At 70.4% G+C, this 18,755-nt stretch carries 20 protein-coding genes and 1 tRNA gene; 16 read left to right on the forward strand and 5 right to left on the reverse strand.

Annotated features, from left to right (window positions below; translation table 11 throughout):
- Nucleotides 1-32: 32 nt before the first annotated feature.
- The 3 genes from glgP to thiD are packed head-to-tail and all read right to left on the reverse strand — an operon-like array spanning nt 33 to nt 4,007.
- Nucleotides 33-2,594, reverse strand: coding sequence for an alpha-glucan family phosphorylase (gene glgP / locus HYZ11_14905; protein MBI3128893.1), 2,562 nt, complete (start codon nt 2,592-2,594; stop codon nt 33-35).
- Nucleotides 2,595-2,610: 16 nt separating this feature from the next.
- Complete coding sequence (locus tag HYZ11_14910; protein MBI3128894.1) at nt 2,611-3,063, reverse strand: cupin domain-containing protein; 453 nt, start codon at nt 3,061-3,063, stop codon at nt 2,611-2,613.
- Nucleotides 3,060-4,007 (reverse strand): bifunctional hydroxymethylpyrimidine kinase/phosphomethylpyrimidine kinase, encoded by a 948-nt coding sequence (thiD, locus tag HYZ11_14915; protein ID MBI3128895.1) that lies wholly within the window; start codon nt 4,005-4,007, stop codon nt 3,060-3,062. Before thiD ends, HYZ11_14910 begins: the two co-directional genes overlap by 4 nt.
- Before the next feature lie 172 nt (nt 4,008-4,179).
- On the opposite strand from thiD, the gene cysK reads away from it, so the two are divergent.
- The 12 genes from cysK (at nt 4,180) to HYZ11_14975 (ending at nt 13,846) form a co-directional block, all read left to right on the forward strand.
- Nucleotides 4,180-5,139 (forward strand): cysteine synthase A, encoded by a 960-nt coding sequence (cysK, locus tag HYZ11_14920; protein ID MBI3128896.1) that lies wholly within the window; start codon nt 4,180-4,182, stop codon nt 5,137-5,139.
- A 73-nt stretch (nt 5,140-5,212) separates the two neighbouring features.
- Nucleotides 5,213-5,491: a MoaD/ThiS family protein gene (locus HYZ11_14925; protein ID MBI3128897.1), complete on the forward strand. Its 279-nt coding sequence runs from the start codon at nt 5,213-5,215 to the stop codon at nt 5,489-5,491.
- A 13-nt stretch (nt 5,492-5,504) separates the two neighbouring features.
- Nucleotides 5,505-6,203: a hypothetical protein gene (locus tag HYZ11_14930; protein MBI3128898.1), complete on the forward strand. Its 699-nt coding sequence runs from the start codon at nt 5,505-5,507 to the stop codon at nt 6,201-6,203.
- Nucleotides 6,204-6,228: 25 nt separating this feature from the next.
- Nucleotides 6,229-7,155, forward strand: coding sequence for a cysteine synthase family protein (locus tag HYZ11_14935; GenBank protein MBI3128899.1), 927 nt, complete (start codon nt 6,229-6,231; stop codon nt 7,153-7,155).
- A gap of 14 nt (nt 7,156-7,169) precedes the next feature.
- Entirely contained in the window at nt 7,170-7,661 is a 492-nt protein-coding gene (locus HYZ11_14940; GenBank protein ID MBI3128900.1) for a Mov34/MPN/PAD-1 family protein, read from the forward strand.
- Complete coding sequence (locus HYZ11_14945) at nt 7,658-8,374, forward strand: HesA/MoeB/ThiF family protein (protein MBI3128901.1); 717 nt, start codon at nt 7,658-7,660, stop codon at nt 8,372-8,374. Before HYZ11_14940 ends, HYZ11_14945 begins: the two co-directional genes overlap by 4 nt.
- A gap of 37 nt (nt 8,375-8,411) precedes the next feature.
- Nucleotides 8,412-8,873, forward strand: coding sequence for an RrF2 family transcriptional regulator (locus tag HYZ11_14950; GenBank protein ID MBI3128902.1), 462 nt, complete (start codon nt 8,412-8,414; stop codon nt 8,871-8,873).
- Between the two features lie 40 nt (nt 8,874-8,913).
- Complete coding sequence (locus HYZ11_14955) at nt 8,914-9,996, forward strand: sorbosone dehydrogenase family protein (GenBank protein ID MBI3128903.1); 1,083 nt, start codon at nt 8,914-8,916, stop codon at nt 9,994-9,996.
- 340 nt (nt 9,997-10,336) lie between these two features.
- Complete coding sequence (locus tag HYZ11_14960; protein ID MBI3128904.1) at nt 10,337-10,885, forward strand: cytochrome P460 family protein; 549 nt, start codon at nt 10,337-10,339, stop codon at nt 10,883-10,885.
- 131 nt (nt 10,886-11,016) lie between these two features.
- Entirely contained in the window at nt 11,017-12,006 is a 990-nt protein-coding gene (locus HYZ11_14965) for a dihydrodipicolinate synthase family protein (protein ID MBI3128905.1), read from the forward strand.
- A gap of 55 nt (nt 12,007-12,061) precedes the next feature.
- A complete protein-coding gene (locus HYZ11_14970; protein MBI3128906.1) occupies nt 12,062-13,099 on the forward strand; it encodes a Gfo/Idh/MocA family oxidoreductase in 1,038 nt (345 codons plus the stop codon).
- 222 nt (nt 13,100-13,321) lie between these two features.
- Nucleotides 13,322-13,846, forward strand: a complete 525-nt coding sequence (locus HYZ11_14975) for a DinB family protein (GenBank protein MBI3128907.1) — start codon at nt 13,322-13,324, stop codon at nt 13,844-13,846.
- Nucleotides 13,847-13,915: 69 nt separating this feature from the next.
- Here the strand turns inward: HYZ11_14975 and HYZ11_14980 are convergent.
- Nucleotides 13,916-13,990, reverse strand: a tRNA-Glu gene (locus tag HYZ11_14980).
- A gap of 174 nt (nt 13,991-14,164) precedes the next feature.
- Here HYZ11_14980 and HYZ11_14985 point away from each other — a divergent pair.
- From HYZ11_14985 to HYZ11_15000, 4 genes are all read left to right on the forward strand, one after another.
- A complete protein-coding gene (locus HYZ11_14985; GenBank protein MBI3128908.1) occupies nt 14,165-15,127 on the forward strand; it encodes a MoxR family ATPase in 963 nt (320 codons plus the stop codon).
- Between the two features lie 8 nt (nt 15,128-15,135).
- A complete protein-coding gene (locus tag HYZ11_14990; GenBank protein ID MBI3128909.1) occupies nt 15,136-16,152 on the forward strand; it encodes a Gfo/Idh/MocA family oxidoreductase in 1,017 nt (338 codons plus the stop codon).
- 3 nt (nt 16,153-16,155) lie between these two features.
- A complete protein-coding gene (locus HYZ11_14995) occupies nt 16,156-17,556 on the forward strand; it encodes a VWA domain-containing protein (GenBank protein ID MBI3128910.1) in 1,401 nt (466 codons plus the stop codon).
- A 209-nt stretch (nt 17,557-17,765) separates the two neighbouring features.
- Nucleotides 17,766-18,383 (forward strand): hypothetical protein, encoded by a 618-nt coding sequence (locus HYZ11_15000; GenBank protein ID MBI3128911.1) that lies wholly within the window; start codon nt 17,766-17,768, stop codon nt 18,381-18,383.
- Between the two features lie 65 nt (nt 18,384-18,448).
- On the opposite strand, the gene HYZ11_15005 is transcribed toward HYZ11_15000, so the two are convergent.
- On the reverse strand, nt 18,449-18,755 hold a 307-nt coding region (locus tag HYZ11_15005; GenBank protein ID MBI3128912.1), incomplete at its 5' end, for a hypothetical protein.

Genomic DNA, 18,755 nt, shown 5'->3' on the forward strand with positions numbered 1-18,755 from the left:
GGCTCCTCTGCTGGCGGAAAGCCCTCCCGCCGTCAGCCCCACGTGAGGAGGTGCATGCCCAAGGGCTGGGGAAGATCCGGGTTGTTGGGCATCACCCGCACCGCGATCCCGCGCGACCCGGCGATCTCGCAAGCGAGCTCCCCCTGGAACCGGTAGAACCCGTTCCCCATCTCCTCCGCGACCGCCATGGGAAGCGTCTGCCCCTCCGTGATCTTGTGCGCCGGGTCGATGGGCCCGTGGTAGACCTCCACGCGGACGTCCGAGGGGCCCAGGGGGCCGAGCTCCACGTCCGCCGTCACGCGGATGGACGTTCCCACCGACACCACGCCGTTGCGGTCCACCGAGATGTCGCGGATTTGCACCTTCGGCCACGCCTCGCGGACTTTGCCCTTCCAGGCGGCGAGGGAGCGGGCCGGCTTCATGCTGTCGCTGATGAGATAGGAGCGGTGCCGGGCGAGCGGCAGGTAGAAGCGCTCGGCGTATTCGCGCACCATGCGGTTCGTGTTGAACACCGGCGCGAGGGACTTCAGGGAGTTCCGCATCATCTCCACCCACCCGCGCGGGATGCCGTCCGTCGAGCGGTCGTAGAACAGCGGCACGATCTCCTGCTCCAGCCGGTCGAACAGGCTGTCGCATTCCACCTTGTCCTGGTAGCCCGAGTCCTGGTACTCCTCCCCCGCGCCGATGGACCAGCCGAGGTCGCTTCGGTAGCCCTCCGCCCACCAGCCGTCCAGGATGCTCAGGTTGAGCGCGGCGTTGGCGGCCACCTTCATGCCGCTGGTGCCGCTGGCCTCCTGGGGCCGGCGCGGGTTGTTGAGCCACAGGTCCACGCCCTGAACGAGGTGGCGCGCGACGTCGATGTCGTAGTCCTCGAGAAAGACCACGCGCCTGCGGACGGCGGGCTGGCGGGCGAAGTTGATGAGGTCGCGGATGAAGGACTTCCCCTCGTGATCGCGGGGGTGGGCTTTCCCGGCGAAGATGATCTGGAGAGGCCGCTCCTTGTTCGTGAGAAGGGCGATCAGGCGGTCGGGCTGCTGGAGGAGCAGGGTCGCGCGCTTATAGGTCGCGAAGCGCCGCGCGAAGCCGATGGTGAGTGTGCCCGGCTCGAGGATCTCTGTGGCCAGATCGAGATGACTGCGGGAGAGGCCCCGATTCTGCCAGCGTTGCCGCAGATGGCTGCGGCAGAAGCTGACGAGGCTCTCCCGGGCCCGCTCCTGCACGAGCCAGAGCTCGGTCGCGGGGATGCGGTCCACGCGCTCCCACGTCTCCGGCTGGTCGGGATCGTTCGTCCACCGGGGGCCGAGGTAGCGGCTGAGGAGGTTCTTCACCTCGGCCGAGACCCAGGATGGCAGGTGCACGCCGTTGGTGATGGATGAAATGGGCACCTCGCTCAGCGGGAGGTTCGGCCACAGGCCGTTCCACATCTTCCGCGAAACCTCGCCGTGCAGGCGGCTGACGCCGTTCGCGCCCGCCGAGAGCCGCAGGGCGAGGACCGCGACGTTGAAGGGCTCGTCCTGGTTGGCCGGGTTCGGCCGCCCGAAGCCCATGAACTCCTCCCAGCTGATCTGCATGGAGGCCGCATAGGGGCGGAAGTATTTCTCCATCAGCCCGGGGGGGAAGATGTCGATCCCGGCCGGGACGGGCGTGTGCGTGGTGAAGACGTTGCCGGCCGAGGTCATCTCCCGCGCGGTGCGGAAGTCGATGTTGTACTTCTCCATCGCCAGCCGGATGCGCTCCAGCGAGAGGAAGGCCGAGTGGCCCTCGTTCATGTGGCAGACGACGGGCGGGAGGTTCAGCTTGTGGAGCATCCGCACCCCGCCGACCCCGAGCAGAATCTCCTGGCGGATGCGTGTCTCCATGTCCCCCCCGTAGAGCGCCAGCGTGACCTCGCGGTGAGGAGGAGCGTTCTCGGGAAGGTTGGCGTCCATGAGAAAAATGGGGACCCGCCCCACCTGCACGCGCCAGATCTGCGCCTTGAGGAGGCCGTCGGAGAACTGCACCTCGACCGTGACGGGGTTGCCCTGCTCGTCGCGCACCAGCCGCAGGCACATGTTGTGGAAGTCGTTGTCCGGGTAGCGCTCCTGCTGCCAGCCGTCGGCGCTCAGGTACTGCCGGAAGTATCCCTGCTGGTACAGCAGCCCCACGCCCACCAGCGGGAGGCCCAGGTCGCTCGCCGATTTCATGTGATCGCCGGCGAGGATGCCGAGGCCGCCCGAATAGTTCGGGATGGACTCGGTCAGGCCGAACTCCATGCTGAAGTAGGCGATGCGCAAGTCGGGGATGCCTGCCTCGCCGAACTTCTTCTGGTACCAGCGGGGCTCGGTCATGTAGGTCCGGAGCTCCTGCAGCACGCTCTGGAGCTCGCTCAGAATCCCCTCGTCTTGAGCCGCCTCGTCGAGGGTCTTCTGGGAGAGGCGGCCGAGCATCCGCACCGGGTTGTGGTGGGTCGCCTCCCATTCGTCCCCGCCGATCTGGGCGAAGAGGGCGCGGGCCCGCGGGTTCCAGTCGAAGGCGATGTTGTAGGCGATCTCCTCGAGGTCCTTGAGCTGGGGAGGCAGGGTCGGAATCACCTGGAACGGAATGACTGTGTTCATGGGCCTTCCGTCTTGGTTAGAGGGTGCCGCCGGGGGAGGTCGCCCGGCCGGCCTGGGACTGTGAATCGCCGCCTGCGAGGCCGTAGGCGCCCTTTTCACGGAGCGCGACGTTGGGTCCCGGCGGCGAGTAGATGACGACGTACTTGAGGGGCTTGCCCGGCCCGCTGCGGATCTGATGCATGGCCCCAGGCGGGACGAATATCGCGTCTCCTTCCTCGAATGGCACATTTTCCCCGTCGATGGCGACGGAGCCCGACCCGCTCAGGATGTAGAAAGCGTGCTCTTCCTTGTCGTGCTTATGGGCCGTGGAGCTCAGGCCCGGACCGAACTCGTTGAACAGGAGGGCGAAGTTGCGGGCGCCGACGGTCTGATCGTCCAGCAGGATGCGGAAGAGGCTGTGCCCTCCCGATACCGGCAGGGGCCCGGAGGCGGCCTCGCCGGGACGGACGCGGTAGGCGGCTTTTTTCATGCGCTCATCCTCTGAACGGAGCGGTACATGTGATTCAAGGGGCCCCTCCCTTTCCCGAGGGGCAGGGCGCTCTCGATGGCCCCCTGGATGTATTCCTTGGCCGCCGCGGCCGCCTCCCGGACCGGCCGCCCGAGGGCGAGGCCGGCCGCGATGGCCGAGGAGAGGGTGCAGCCCGTCCCGTGGGTGTGCGGAGTGTCGACATGCCGGCCGCCGAGGACGGCGATCTCGCGCCCGTCGAACAGCACGTCCGCCGCTCCCCGGGTAATGTGGCCGCCCTTCACGAGCACATGGCGCGGGCCGAGGCGGTGGAGCGCCCGGGCCGCCTCCTTCATCTCCTCGATGCCGCCGATGGGCCCGCCGCCCAGGAGATCGCGGGCCTCCTCCGTGTTCGGCGTGAGCACCTCGGCCAGCGGGAGGAGCTCCCGGATGAGGGCCTCGCGCGCCTCCGGCGCGAGCAGGCGGTCCCCGCTCTTGGCCACCATCACCGGGTCCACGACCAGCCGCTCCAGCCGGTGCTCCCGGACCTTCCGGGCCACCACCTCGACGATTTCGGCCGTGGCCAGCATCCCCACCTTGGCGGCGGCCACCGGGAGATCGCCGCACACGGAGTCGAACTGCAGGGCGATGAAATCGGGAGGCACGCCGTGCACGCCCTGGACCCCCACGGTGTTCTGGGCCGTGAGGGCGGTGATGACGGAGGCGCCGTAGACGCCGAAGGCGCAGAAGGTCTTGAGGTCCGCCTGGACCCCCGCGCCCCCTCCCGAGTCGGAGCCGGCGATGGTCAGCGCGACGGGAGGCAGGTCAAAACCGGTTCGGAATGCCACGGATCGGTTTCCTTTCTCTCGCCAGGGGAAAACCGGCAGCGGGAAGGGAGCGCGATCTTCGGCCCGGATAAACCCGGCCCGAAGCCGCCTTCCATCCCCTCGCCACCGTGAATGTATCATCTCGGGAAAGAAGAATGAAATGGAGTTGTTTTTTGCGTCTTGGATCGGCTGGGCCGGGGCCATGCCGGGGGTGGGGCAAATTAGGGGCCGTTATCTTGACAATTTTATTCGGGAATTATATTCTTTGGCCGACGTATGGTAAGGGAAGGATGGAGGAAAGAAGGAATACAGCATGGCTTTGGGCACCCGAGGGCGGCCTTCCCAAATTCTCCGGGCTCATTCCGATATTTTGGGCCAGGTCGGGGGAACGCCCCTGGTCCGCCTGAGGCGCCTTCCGGACCCCAAGGGAGCGCGGGTCTACGCCAAGCTGGAGCAGTTCAACCCCGGCGGGAGCGTCAAGGACCGCATCGCGCTCAGCATGATTCTCGACGCCGAGCGGCGCGGCCTGCTCAAGCCCGGGGGCACCATCCTCGAGCCCACGAGCGGCAACACGGGCATTGGGTTGGCCATGGTGGGCGCCGTCCGGGGCTACCGCGTGATCATCGTCCTGAGCGAGAGCATGAGCCATGAGCGCCACTCGCTGCTCACGGGCTACGGCGCGCAGGTGGTCTTCAGCCCCGGCGAGGGGGGCATGATGGGCTCGGTGACCAAGGCCGAGGAGCTGCTCGCCGGGAATCCGGACTACTTCATGCCCCAGCAGTTCAACAACCCGGCCAATCCCGAGATCCACCGCCGCACCACCGCCCGCGAGATTCTCCGGGACATGGGCGCCCAGCGCGTGGACGCCTTGGTGGCGGGGGTCGGCACGGGGGGCACCATCACCGGGGTGGGCGAGGTGCTCAAGGCCAAGCGTCCGGCCACCCGCGTCGTGGCGGTCGAGCCGGCCGGCTGCGCCATCCTCTCGGGTGGCAAGCCCGGGCCGCACCAGATCCAGGGGATCGGGGCCGGCTTCGTCCCCCGCGTGCTGAACCGCGAGGTGATCGACCAGGTCGAGGTGGTCACGGACCAGGAGGCCTACGACCATTCCAAGGAGCTCGGCCGGGGGGAGGGGATCGCGGCGGGCATCTCGGCCGGGGCGGCCGTCTGCGCCGCGCTGCGGGTGGCGCGCGGGATGTCCCCCGAGGAGAACGTGGTCGTCGTCCTGCCCGACGGGGCGGAGCGGTATTTCAGCCTGGAGCCTTATTTCCGCTGATTGGCTTGTTCCATTCCAGCGCCAGCCGTCCGGGGGCCATCTCCCCGGCGCGGCCATCGAAAGGGAGAGCACGATGCCGGTTGTGGTCCGGATTCCCACCCCCCTGCAGGAGTTCACCCAGCAGAAGGATGCCGTCGAGGTCGATGGCGAGACGGTGAAGGACGTCCTCGCCAACCTGGACAAGAAGTGCTCCGGCATCCGCCAGCGCCTCTACGACGAGAGCGGGAAGCTCCGCCGCTTCGTCAACATATACGTGAACCAGGAGGACATCCGCTTCCTCCAGGGCGAGGGGACGAAGGTGAAGGGGGGCGACGAGGTGTCGATCGTCCCGGCCATCGCGGGCGGCCGCTGATCCGGAGGACGGCGTGACCCTGACCCAGGACCAGGTCCAGCGCTACAGCCGCCACTTGCTCATGCCGGAGATCGGAGGGCAGGGACAGGCGCGGCTGCTGGAGAGCGCGGTCCTGATCGCCTTCTCCCCGGAAGCGCGGGGCGCGGCCGAAGCCCTGGCGGCCTACCTGGCGGCGGCGGGGGTGGGGAGGATCGGCTGGTGGGCGGCGGGCGCCGGGGAAGCTCCCGCGCCGGGCTCGCTGGCCGGGCTGCTGGACGCATACGCCCCGGGCGGCGCCGGGGCGTCCGTCCGGTCGATCAACCCGGACGCCCGCCTCGAAACGATCGGGAGCCGGGACGAAGCGAAGCGGCGGGACGATGGCCTGGTCCTGCTCCTGGGCGAGGACGCCCGCCTTGAGGCGTTCGGGCGGGAGTGCCGGGACGGGGGGAAGGCGGTCCTCCGCGGGCGGCTCTCGGGCATGGCCGGCGCCGTCCTGGCCGGTGAAGCCTCGGCCCTTGGCTTTGAACCGGCGGAGGCCGGGGAGGAACTCCCGCCGGCCCCGGCGGAAGGCGCGCTGGGCGCGCTGCTGGCGGCGGGGGCCATCCGGGCCCTGCTGGGGGAGGCCCCGGCCGAAGCGGGCTTTGATTTCGAAAAAGGCCGCCTGTGGGGCCGTCCGGTTCCCCAGCGCGCGGCGCGGGGTGCCGCCCCCGCCGCGGAAGCCTTTTCACAGTAGAGGAAGGTTCGTGATGGCTGAGAGCATGATTCAGGCTCCTGCCCGTTCGTTCCGCAGCATCGACGACGTCCCGATCCTCAAGCTGATCGGGAACACCCCCCTGCTGCGCATCCGGCTGTTCGAGCGGGAGTTCCCGCATGTCGAGGTCTGGGCCAAGGCTGAGTGGTTCAACCCGGGTGGATCGGTGAAGGATCGGCCCGCCCTCTCCATGGTGAGGGACGGCCTCGAGCGGGGCCTCCTGCGGCCCGGCATGACCCTACTGGATTCCACGAGTGGCAACACCGGGATCGCCTACGCCATGATCGGGGCCGCGCTCGGCATCCCGGTGAAGCTCGTCCTCCCGGCGAACGCGAGCCCGGAGCGCAAGGGCACGCTCAAGGCCTACGGCGCCGAGATGGTCTTCTCGAGCGCGCTCGAGGGCTCGGACGGCGCGCAGCGCCTCGCGCGCCGGATCTACGAGGAGGACCCGGAGGCCTATTTCCTGCCCTGCCAGTACGACAACCCCGCCAACCCGCTCGCCCACGAGAACGGGACGGCGGTGGAGATCCTCGAGCAGACGGGCGGCCGCGTGACCCACTTCGTGGCCGGCCTCGGCACGACGGGCACCCTGGTGGGCACGGGGCGGGGGCTCAAGAAGCGCAAGGCGGACGTCAAGGTGTGCGCGGTGATGCCCGCCGAGCCCTTCCACGGCCTCGAGGGCATGAAGCACATCCCCACGGCCATCCGCCCGGGGATCTACGAGGAGGCGGTGCACGATCAGCTCATCCTGGCCGGGACCGAGGACAGCTATCAGCTGGCCGAGCGCCTGGCGCACGAGGAGGGGCTGTTCGTGGGCCACTCTTCGGGGGCGGCCCTCGTGGGCGCGCGCGAGGTGGCGGAGCGCGCCCGGAGCGGCGTCATCGTGGTCATCTTCCCCGACAGCGGGGATCGGTACCTGAGCGAGATGCATTGAGAGGATTGCTCGAATTGCGGCTGACGAAGGAGCAGGCGGAGATGATAGGCGGGCATGCCCGGGCGGCCTATCCCGACGAGTGCTGCGGCGTCATCGTGGGCCCCCCCGCCGGGGAGTCGAACGGCGACCCGCGCCGCCTGCGGGTGCACCTCTTGCGGAACCTTCAGAACGAGATGCACGCGAAGGACCCCGAGTCCTACCCCCGAACGGCCCGGCGCGCGTTCCTCATCGATCCGTTCGCGCTGGAGCGCATCCTGCGCGAGGCGCGGGAGCGCGGCGAGGTGCTGTGCGCCATCTTTCACAGCCATCCCGACGAGGACGCCTATTTCTCCCGGGAGGATCGGGACGCGGCGGTGCCCTTCGGGGACGTGCCCTCCTATCCCGAGGCCGCCCACATCGTGATGAGCGTCCGGGAGGGCCAAGTGCGCGGGGCCAAGGTGTTCCGCTGGGACGCCGGCGCGAAGGATTTCGTGGCGGGCGATCTGGAAGTGGCGGAGCGGACATGACCCTGGCGGAGCGGCTGGCGCGATCCTCGGTCCTCGTGGTGGGGGCCGGCGGGCTGGGCTCGCCCGCCGCCCTGGCCCTCGCGGCCTCCGGGGTGGGGCGGATCGGCCTGGTGGACGAGGACCGGGTGGACCTCTCGAACCTCACCCGCCAGATTCTCCACCGCACCGCCGACCTGGGCCGGGCAAAGGTGGATTCGGGGGTGGAGCGGCTCGGGGCCCTGGCGCCGGGCGTCCGGGTGGAGGCGCACCGGACGCGCCTCGGCCCCGCGGAGGCGCCCTCCCTGGTGGCCGGGTACGACGTGGTGGTGGAGGGGAGCGACAACCTCGACACCAAGCTCCTGATGAACGAAGCGTGTCTCCAGGAGGGGAAGCCGCTGGTCCTGGGCGCCATCCTGCGCTTCTTCGGCCAGGTGCTCACCGTGGTGCCGGGGAAGACGGCCTGCGCCCGCTGCCTCTATGGCGGGGACGGCGGAGCCGTCCTGGCCTCCTGCGGCCGCGCGGGAGTGCTGGGGGCGGTGGCGGGCTTCATCGGCATGGCCCAGGCGGCCGAGGCGCTCCGCCTGCTGGCGGGCCGGCCTCCGGCCTGGGCGGACCGGCTGCTGACCGCCGATCTGTGGCGAAACCGGATGGGGACGGCGCCGCTCCGGCCGGATCCCTTTTGCGAAACGTGCGGCGCGGGCGCCGCGAAGGCCGCCCGATTGGTCATCCCCTGATCCGCCTCGGGGGAAACATCGGAAAGAGGATGACAATATGAAGATCTCGACGAAAGGCCGCTACGCCGTGCTTGCCATGATCGAGCTGGCGAGGCATTCCCAGACCCATCCCATCCCGCTCCCGCAGATCGCGGGGCGGCTGGCCATCAGCCAGCACTACTTGGAGCAGCTTTTCGTCAAGATGCGGCGCGCCAGGCTCGTGCGCAGCACGCGGGGGCCCGGGGGAGGATACATTCTGGCCCTGCCGCCCTCGCAGATCAACATGAAGGCCGTGCTCTCGGCGGTGGAGGAGGAGATCCGCCCCGTGGACTGCGGCGATACGGACGAGGCGGGCGGCCCCTGCCCCAACATCCCGGTTTGCGGGAGCCGCGTGCTGTGGAAGAAGCTGGAGGCCGCGATCGACCGGACCCTCTCCGAGACCACTCTCGAGGAGCTTTCCCTCGGCTCCCGGGAGGAGACCGAGCGGGTGCGCCTCCCGAGTTTCCCCGTGAGCATCTGAGCCGCCGCGGGAGCGTTCCGTGCGGGTTCTCGCCCTCTCCATGCTGCTCGCCATGGCCCCGGCGCCGCCCCCCATCTCCGCCCAGGAGCTTCCCCTCGATCGCGTCCAGCTCCCCCCCGGGTTCCGCATCGGCCTCTACGCCCGCGACGTGCCGGGGGCGCGCTCGCTGGCCCTGAGCCCCGCCGGCACCGTCTTCGTCGGCTCGCGCGGGGCGGGCAAGGTCTACGCCCTCCGGGACAAGGACGGCGACGGCCGGGCGGACGAGATCATCACCCTCCTCCAGGGCCTGGACACCCCCAACGGGGTGGCCTTCAAGGACGGCGACCTCTACGTGGCCCAGATATCGCGCGTCCTGCGGTACCGGGGCATCGAGGCCCGCCTGAAGAACCCGCCCGAGCCCGAGGTCTTCTACGACGGCCTCCCCACCGACCGCCACCACGGCTGGAAGTTCATCCGCTTCGGGCCGGACGGCCGGCTCCACGTCCCCGTGGGCGCCCCCTGCAACATCTGCGACCCGGGCGACCCCTATGCCGCCATCCTCCGCCTCGCGCCCGACGGCAAGAGCCGCGAGATCGTCGCCCGGGGGGTGCGGAACACCGTCGGCTTCGACTGGCATCCCCGGACGAAGGAGCTCTGGTTCACCGACAACGGGCGCGACTGGATGGGCGACGACCGGCCCCCGGACGAGCTGAACCGCGCCCCGCGCCCGGGCATGCACTTCGGCTTCCCCTATTGCCACGGCCAGAGCCTCAAGGACCCCGACTTCGGCTCCGGCCGGGACTGCTCCCGCTACGCGCCCCCCGCCCGGGAGCTGGGCCCCCACGTGGCCGCCCTTGGGATGCGCTTCTACACCGGGAAGATGTTCCCCGGGAGATACCGCAACCAGATCTTCATCGCCGAGCACGGCTCCTGGAACCGGAGCGCCCCCATCGGCTACCGGGTGACCCTGGTGCGCCTGGACGAGGGCGGCCGCGCGGTGGAATACGCCCCCTTCGCCCACGGCTGGCTCCAGGGCGGCTCGGCCTGGGGGCGCCCGGTGGACGTCCAGGAGCTTCCGGACGGCTCCCTCCTCGTCTCGGACGACCGCGCCGGCGCCGTCTACCGCATCACCTACGGGCGGTAGGGCGGCCCTGGTCTGACCGGGGGTATTTCTCTTTTCATAGGTTTTTTCCCTCAATATCCCTCAATATCCGTGACACCCCCTTTCGCGCGGCCTTTTCGCCTCTCTCCGTTTCGCCCTCCATGGGGGCTTGGCCTTCCCGCGGGGGACGGAAGCCCGCGGCGCCAATGTACGCCCCGGCAGCCAAATGCCAGTTACACCAAATGACGCCAATTTCGCGCACCTTCATGCATCCCCGGGGGAAATGAAGCCGCCCGCTTGCCAATCCCCCCCGGGCGCGGCGATTATCTGGCCGAGGCGCGCAACGGCAATTCATCGGGGCGGGCGCCCGGGGAGGGTCCCCATGCGGCACAGGTTTCTTTCGGCCGGCGGGCGGCTGGGGGGAGGCGTCCTGATCGCCCTGGGCCTGGCCTTCGCGCTCTCGGCTCAGGGGCAGGAGCTCAGGCGGCTCGACTTCATCCAGGACTACCTGAAGTGGGCCCCCCTCTACCGGGACCCCGTCTTCAGCGCCACCCACGGCAAGCGGCTCGTGCGGACCTACCTGAACGCCCCCGCCTGGGCCGAATGGCAGCGCTTCCAGAAGGCCCCCGAGGGCTCCCTTCTGACCTTCCCGCCGGGGAGCCTCATCGTGAAGGACTCCTGGGAGAACGTGAACGGCAAGCCCGGGCCGCGCGCCTACCTCTTCGTGATGCGCAAGGAGGCCGAGAACTCCCGGCCTGCCGCGGGGGACTGGTACTGGGCCATCGCCACCCCGGACTTCCGCGTCCTCAAGTGGCAGGGGAAGATCTTCGAGGGCTACGGCGGGAACGTGCAGTACTGCGTCGACTGCCACAAGCAGGCGGAGGGGACCGACTTCTTCTTCGGGTCGCCGGGCAAGTTGCCCAAGAAGTAAGGCGAGCGGCCGCTGGCTGCCCCTCTCCCAAGGGGAGAGGGAGGCGGGCGGGGATGCGCGGTGCCCTGTTAGCCGTCGGATGCCTGAACAATGAGTTTGTCTCTCGCTTCCAGCCCCGGGAGGAGGCCAGCATGAAATACCGCAAGAGCGAGGCCAAGGAATACGCCCGGGAGGCGCTGCGGGGCATCTGGGACTCCGTCGGCACCCCGTTCACTCCGGAGGGGAAGCTCGACGAGGCCGGCATCCGCCGGAACATGAACCACCTCATCGAGAACCTCCAGGTGGACGGCAACTACACCTCGGGCAACGTGGCCGAGTTCTGGTCCCTCTCGACCGCCGAGCGCAAGCGGGCGCACGAGGCCTACATCGAGGCGGCGGCCGGGCGCATCCCCATGATGGCCGGGGTGCACGACCAGTCGGCGGACACCGCGGTGGAGCTGGCCCGCCACGCCCAGGACGTAGGCTACGATCTCGTCATCATCCTCACCCCCTTCATCGCCGCCCGGAACGACGCGGCGGTGCTCGAGTACATGACCTACGTCTCGCAGCGCGTGGACATCGGCATCGTCCTCTTCAACTCGCCGGGCGCCTGCCACCTCATCGGCCCCGAGCTCGCGCGGAGGCTCGCGGCCCTGCCCAACGTCTGCGGAATGAAGCAGACGGACTGGAATCCCCACGCCACCATCCTCCTCGAGGAGGCGGTGGGGGACCGGATCGTGATCAGCGTGGCGGAGGAGACCGTCTGGCTCCACAACATGATCCATCTCGGCCACCGCTGGCTCATCACCTACACCCCGCACACCTACCAGGTGGCGGGCTGGCTCCCGCTCAAGGAGTACACCGAACTGGCCCTGGCCGGTGACCTGAAGCGCGCGGCGGAGGTCTCGGCCTCCCTGGCCCCGCTCAGGGCCGCGAACAGCCGCTGGATCATGGGCCCCTGGGCCCAGGGGCGGATGCCCGTCGCGGCGCTCAAGCTCTGGGAGGAGCTCATCGGGATGGCCGCCGGGCCGGTGCGGCCCCCCGCCGTCCCGCTCACGAAGGAAGAGAGGGAAGAGCTGCGCGCCGACCTCAGGCGCGCCGGGCTGCTCCAGAAGGCGGAGGCGGCCACGGCCCCCCAGTAGCCTGCGCCGGCGCGCCGGGCGCCCTTCACCGCGCTTCATTCCGTCGGGAGGAAAGATGGCGTTCGAGCCCGTCCGCGTCGCGTCCATGGGCCTGGGGAGGTGGGCCAACGTCCTGGCCGACGCCGCCCTGCGGGGCGGGAAGATACGCCTCGTCTCGTGCTTCAGCCGCACCCCCGAGAAGCGCCGGGAGTTCAGCCGCCGCTACGGGACGCGCGAGGCCGTGGCCTTCGATGAGTTCTTGAAGGACCCCGAGGTGGAGGCGGTCATCCTCACCACCCCCAACCACAACCACCTGGAGCACATCGAGGCGCTTGCCTCGGCCGGGAAGCACGTCTACTGCGAGAAGCCCATCGCCCACAGCCTCGAGCACGCGCGCAGGATCGTCCAGGCGGTGGAGCGGGCCGGGGTCAAGCTCGCCGTCGGGCACAGCGCCCGGCGGCTCGCCCCCTCGCGCAAGCTCAAGGCGCTGATCGAGGCGGGTGAGATCGGGAAGGTCTCCATGTGCGAGAGCAACTTCTGCACCGAGCGCGGCCTCGAGCTCAACCCGGCCATGTGGCGCGCGAGCGGGGAGCTGAACCCGACGGGCGTGGTCATCCAGCTCTCCATCCACCACATCGACACCCTGCGCTACCTGAACGGGCCCGTCCGGACCGTCATCGGCCGCCTCAAGCGCATGCACGCCACCGCCGACGTGGAGGACACCTCCATGATCGTCATGGAGCACGAGAACGGCGTCCTCTCCTACGTGGGCGGCGGCTGGGCCTGCCCCTGGGCCTTCCACATGAACGTCCACGGCACCAAGGGGGTGGCCCACTTCCGCATCACGGGCCAGCAGTGGCGCGATCCCTCCAAGGCCCCCGAGCCCATCCGGCTGCGCATCGACCGCGACCCGCTCGGGAAGGACACGGTGCACGACATGCCCGAGGGCGACATGTTCCGGGACGCGCTGGAGGACTTCGCCTCCTGCGTGCGCGAGGGCCGCTCGCCCGAGGTGGACGGCCGCGCGGCCTACGAGGCCCTCGCCGTGGTCTACGCCGCGGCCGAGAGCTCGCGGGCGGGGCGGGCGGTGGAGCTCGGGCCGTTCATGGCGTGAAGAGAGAGGGAGAGGGAAGAGCAACAGATCCTGCGCTTTGATGTTCCCCCTCCCTCCGGGAGGGGGTAGGGGGAGGGAGGGCACCCGGGCGCTTCCCCCTCCCCAACCTTCCCCCGAAGGGGGAGGGAGGGCAATTCCGATATCGGTGGTCTTGCAGGGCGTGTGGTCGTGGCCCTGCTAGAAGGCGCAAACGATCCATTGCCAAGGGAGGTGGTCTTTTCCATGGAATCGCCCGCATTCGTTTTGAACGTGCTGACGCGCAACGTGCAGCAGGTGCAGAAGGCGCTCGAGGGGATGAAGGACGCCGACCTCCGCATCACCCCCGACGCGGTGAAGGCCAACCCGGCCGGCTGGCTCGTCTGGCACCAGTCGCGCTTCGCCGACCTGGTGCTCTCCCACATCGGGGGCAAGGCCCAGGCCTGGGCCGAGGGCCAGTGGGCCGGGAAATTCCCCGGCGCCCCCTCCGACCTCAAGAAGACGGGCCTGGGGGACACCATGGAGCAGGTGATGGCCATGAGCTTCCCGAAGGCGGCGCTCTCGGGCTACCTGAACGCCGTGCTGGAGAAGGCCAAGAGCGTCCTCTCCGGCCTCGCCTCCGCCGATTTCGGCCGCGAAATCCAGCACCCCCTCCGCGCCGAGAAGATCAAGATCGGCGACCTGCTCGCCGCCATGACCACCGACTTCATCCAGCACTCGGGCCAGGTCTGCTACCTGCGGGGCTACGTCACGGGACCAGGGTGGAGATAAGGAAGCAAGCTGAAAGAAGAAGACCCCGCCGGCATCCGGCGGGGTCTTCTCTTGCTTGAAGATGAAACTTGGTGACCCCTAGGGGACTCGAACCCCTGTTCCCGGCGTGAGAGGCCGGTGTCCTGACCGCTAGACGAAGGGGCCATCGAAGGCGTTGGCTGTCTGACCGGAAGGGAAAAACTGCCTTCCGAGGGGCGGAATGTAGCCCCTCCCCGGAGCCGCGTCAACCGCCCCCGCCTTTTCCTCAAATTCCCAAACGGGTAGATTGCACTCGGGGCGGCATTGGGGCCGCCCGGCAGGATTTCTCCGGGAGGTTTCATGAAAGCGCCGCGCAAGGGAGAGGACGGCCGGCGGCCCGGGCGGGGGGATTCCCTCTCGCCCCAGGCCCTCATCGGCCGTTTCGCCGGGGAGGGCTTCGTGCTCTCCCGCCCGGCGGCGCGGGCCCTGGCCCTGGCCGACGCCCTGGAGAAGCCTCTCCTCCTGGAGGGGCCGCCCGGCGTCGGCAAGACCGAGATCGCCCGCCTCTGGGCCCTGGCCACGGGGAGCCCCCTGGTGCGCCTCCAGTGCTACGAGGGGTTGGACGAGGCGCGCGCCCTCTACGAGTGGTCCTACGGCAAGCAGATCCTCTACAGCCAGCTCCTGCGGGAGAAAGTCGGCGAGGTGCTGGGCGGGGCGCCCTCGCTCGAGGAGGCGGTGGCGCGGCTCAAGGGCCAGGCGGACGTCTTCTTCTCGATGGACTTCCTGCTGCCGAGGCCCCTGATGCGGGCGCTGCTCTCGCCCGAGCGGGCGGTGCTGCTCGTGGACGAGATCGACCGCAGCGACGAGGAGTTCGAGGCCTTCCTCCTGGAGATGCTGCAGGACTTCCAGGTGAGCGTCCCGGAGCTGGGCACGGTGAAGGCGGTCCACCGGCCCCGCGTCGTCTTGACGAGCAACGACTCCCGCGACCTGGCCGACGCCCTGCGCCGCCGCTGCCTCTACCTCTACATCGACTACCCCTCGGTGGAGGAGGAGGCGGCCATCCTGGCCCTCCGCGCGCCGGGGCTCCCCGAGGCGCTCCGCCGCCAACTCGCCGCCTTCGTGGGGAGGCTGCGCCGCGCGGGGCTCCGCAAGGCCCCGGGGGTGGCCGAGGCCATCGATTGGGCGCTGGCCCTCGCCGCCGTGGGCGCGGAGGACCTGGGCCGGCCCGCCCTGGAGGAGACCCTGGGCGCCCTCCTCAAGCACCGCGAGGACCTGAAGCAGGTCTTGGACAACCTCGCCACCCTCCGCCCCCCCGCCGTCTGAGGCGGCCGGTGACGAAGCCCCTTCGGGTGGCGTCGGTGGGCCTCGGCCGCTGGGCGGCCGTGCTGGCGGAGGGGGTCCGGCGCGTCCCCGTTCTCGAGATCGCCGGCTGCTTCAGCCGCTCGGAAGAGCGCCGCGCGTCCTTCGCCTCGAAGTACGGCGGGACGCCCTACCCGAGCTACGAGGCGCTCCTGGCGGACGGCTCGGTGGACGCCGTCCTCCTCACCACCCCCCACAGCGCCCACCACGCGCAGATCCTCGCCGCGGCGCGGGCCGGGAAGCACGTCTTCTGCGAGAAGCCCCTCACCCTCGCCGTGGAGGACGCCCGCTCGGCGATGTATGCCTGCGCCCGGGCGGGGGTGGCCCTGGTGGTGGGCCACTGCTGGCGCTTCGTGGGAGCCGTGCAGCGGGCCAAGGGCCTGATCGAGGAGGGCGATCTGGGCGAGGTGGTCCAGGCGGCCGGCCACTTCGGGAACCCCCGGGCACTCAGCCTGGGGCAGGAGGCCTGGCGCGACGCCCCGGAGGAATCCCCGGGCGGGCCCCTGACCGGGCCGGGCTTCCACTTGATGGACGTCCTCCACTACCTCCTCGGGCCGGTGGAGCGGGCGAACGCCGCCTTCCGCCAGCGCCTGACCGGGGGCCGGATGCCGGACACCGCCCTCGCCACCCTTCAGTTCCGATCGGGCGCCCTCGCCCACGTGAGCGCGAGCTTCATCACCCAGCGCTGCTACCGCCTCGCGCTGTTCGGCACGAGGGCCAACGCCTACCTCGAACTCGTTTCCCTGGAGGGGGCCGGGCCCTCGACCCTCTCCCTGCACCGGATCGGCGAGCCTCATCCGGCGGACGTGCCCGTGCCCCAGGAGGACATGATCCGCCTCCAGATGGCCTTCTTCGCCCGCACGGTGCGGGAGGGCGCGCCGCCATTGGCTGGGGGCAGGGAAGGGCTTGCCCTCGTGGCCCTGCTCTCGGCCCTCGCCGCCTCGGCGGAGTCGGGGCGCTGGGAAACCCCCGCCGCCCAGGAAGGATGACCGATGCAGCGCGGCCTCGCCCGCTTCGCCCGCCGCCTCCGCCGCGAGGGCCTGCGCGTCTCGACGGGGGAGATGCTGGACGCGGCCCGGGTTCTCCTCGCCGATGCACACGCGGGAGAGAGCGATCTCGGCGACAAGGACCTCCTCCGCGAGGCGCTCCGCCTCGCCCTCGTGAAGCGCCGCGAGGACTTCGCCCGCTTCGACGCCGCCTTCGAGGCCCACTTCGCCCCTCCCGGCGGGCCTTCGCCCGAGAAGAAGCGCGGGCGCCGCAAGGGCCGCGTCGCGGAGGGAGGGGAAGGCGGCAGGGGCCGCCCCGCCGGCCCCTCGGTTCCCGGCTTGCCCTCTCCGGGCGAGCCCTCTCCCTTGCAGCGCCTGAGCAAGCTGCGCCTCCCGCGCCCCCGCGCCGAGACGCCCCCGCCCGCCGCGCCGGGCCAGGAGGCGGGCGAAGAGGCGGACGACCATCCTCCCACGCCTGGGGAGGCCGCCGCCGCCCTCGCCGAGTTGCTGCTGGGGAAAAAGGAAGAGCCGGAGGAAAAGGGGAAGGAAAAGCGCGGGGAGAAATTCGCCTGCCCCGTCCTGCGCGCCGAGAGGCGCCCCCCGGGGCGGCGGCCCGCCTCGGTCCGTCCCGTCGAGCGGAAGGACCTTCGCGGCAGGTGGACGGCGGAAGACGAGAGGGCGCTCGCGGACGAGGTGGAGCGCGAGCTCCTGCGCCTGCGGATGCGGCGGGTTCGCCGCAAGCGCATGGCCCGGCGGGGGGCGCTCTGGGTGCAGCGGGCGCTGCGGCGCTCGGTCGCGACGGACGGGGTGCCCATGCGCCTCCCGAGGCGGCGGCCGGGACGGCGGGAGCCGAGGCTCCTCCTCCTGGTGGACGTCTCGGGCTCGGCGGCGCGGGCGGCGGCGGCCTTCCTCGCCCTGGCCTCGCGCCTGGGGGAGTCCTTCCGGAAGATCGCCGTCTACTTCTACGTGGACGGCGCGGCCGAGGCCACGGACCTGCTCGGGGACTTCCTCCGGGAGCGGCCCACCCGCGCGGCCTTGGAGCGGGCGGCGGAGCGCCTGCCGGGCCTCAACCTCCACGCCTTGAGTGACATGGGGCGGGCGCTCTATCAGGTGCTGGAGAGGGAGGAGCGGGCGCTGCGTCGCGACACCCTCGTCCTCATCCTGGGGGACGGGCGCAACAACCGGCTCGATCCCTGCGCCTGGGCGCTGGAAGCCATGCGCGCCAAGGCGCGGCGGGTGGTGTGGCTCGTGCCCGAGCCCTTCCGCGAGTGGGGGACGGGGGATTCCGACCTCCCGGCCTACTCGCGCCACTGCGACCTGATGGTGGAGGCGGCGGACCTGGCGGGGCTCAAGCGCGGCCTGCGCCGGGCAGGGAGCCGGTTCGGAGGGATGGGCGGGGAATCGTAGGGCGTTCAGCCGAACGCCCCTGCAGGCCGGGCGGCAGCGCAGGGTTTGCCGTAGGGGCGGTTCGCGAACCGCCCCTACGGAGGCGGCGGGCAGGCTGAGGATGCCGCCGGTTCTTATCCCCGGTTGACGCGCCGGGGCGGCATCGTCCAAGGTGGAAGAACCCTGCTCATGCGATGATCGCGAGAATGCCAAAAGGAGGCTGCGCCGCCATGATGTTCTCCATCAAGATCTACGACAAGCCGGGCTCCCAGGCGCTGCGGGACGCCCACCGCAAGGCCCACCTCGACTACCTGAAGTCCTTCGACGAGAAGACCCTCTTCGCCGGGCCCTTCCTGGCCGAGGACAACGCGACCGAGCTCGGGAGCATGCGCCTGCTCGACTTCCCGGACCGCGCGGCGGCCGAGCGGCACGTGGCGGAGGAGCCCTACATCCTGGGCGGCTGCCAGGAGCGCCCCGCCATCCACCGCTGGCGGCCGGGCGTGCCCCACACCTGGCGCGACTGCCCCCGGACGGAGGGGAACGAGCAGTTCTACGTCTTCGTCCTCGACAAGCCGGGCGGCACCGCGCTCCGCGCCCGGATCAAGGACGTGAACCGAAGGTACATGGAGGGCTTCGCCCGGAACGTGATGGTGCGGGGGCCGCTCCTCTCGGACGAGGGCCGGGACGAGATCGGCACCACCATGCTCCTCGACTTCCCGGGGATGCGCGCCGCCCGGGCCTTCCTCGACGGCGCGCCCTACAGCAAGGAAGGCCTCTGGGGCCAGGTGGAGTTCCACCGCTGGCGCTTCGGCCGGGTGTTCGACCGCCTCAAGGTGCCGGCGAAGTAGGGGGAGAAGGAAAACTCGCGGAGAGTTCGGGGAGAGTGCGCGGTGAGATGTACCCGTGGAGATGGTCAGGCGCCCGAATGGCCCACGCGCCTGGACTGGAAGAGGCGCAGCTTCTCCTCGCTCATGCGGGCCAGCTTCTCCAGGCTCCGGTCGTCCGGCAGGAAGGCCCCGCGCAGATCGAAGGCCCCCCGCTCGAACACGATGCCCCCGCCCGGCCGGCCGCCGCGCCCGCGCTCCTCCTCGAAGAGCTCGCGTATGACCGGCCGGAGGCCCTCCCTGAGCGCCCGCACCGAGGGCTCGGAGTCCACGTTCAAGACATGCTCGGGCCCCCTCTCGCCCAGGAGCCTGAGGGAGGGCCCGGTGATGAAGCGC

Source organism: Candidatus Tectomicrobia bacterium (genome assembly GCA_016192135.1).
Taxonomy (GTDB): domain Bacteria; phylum UBA8248; class UBA8248; order UBA8248; family UBA8248; genus 2-12-FULL-69-37.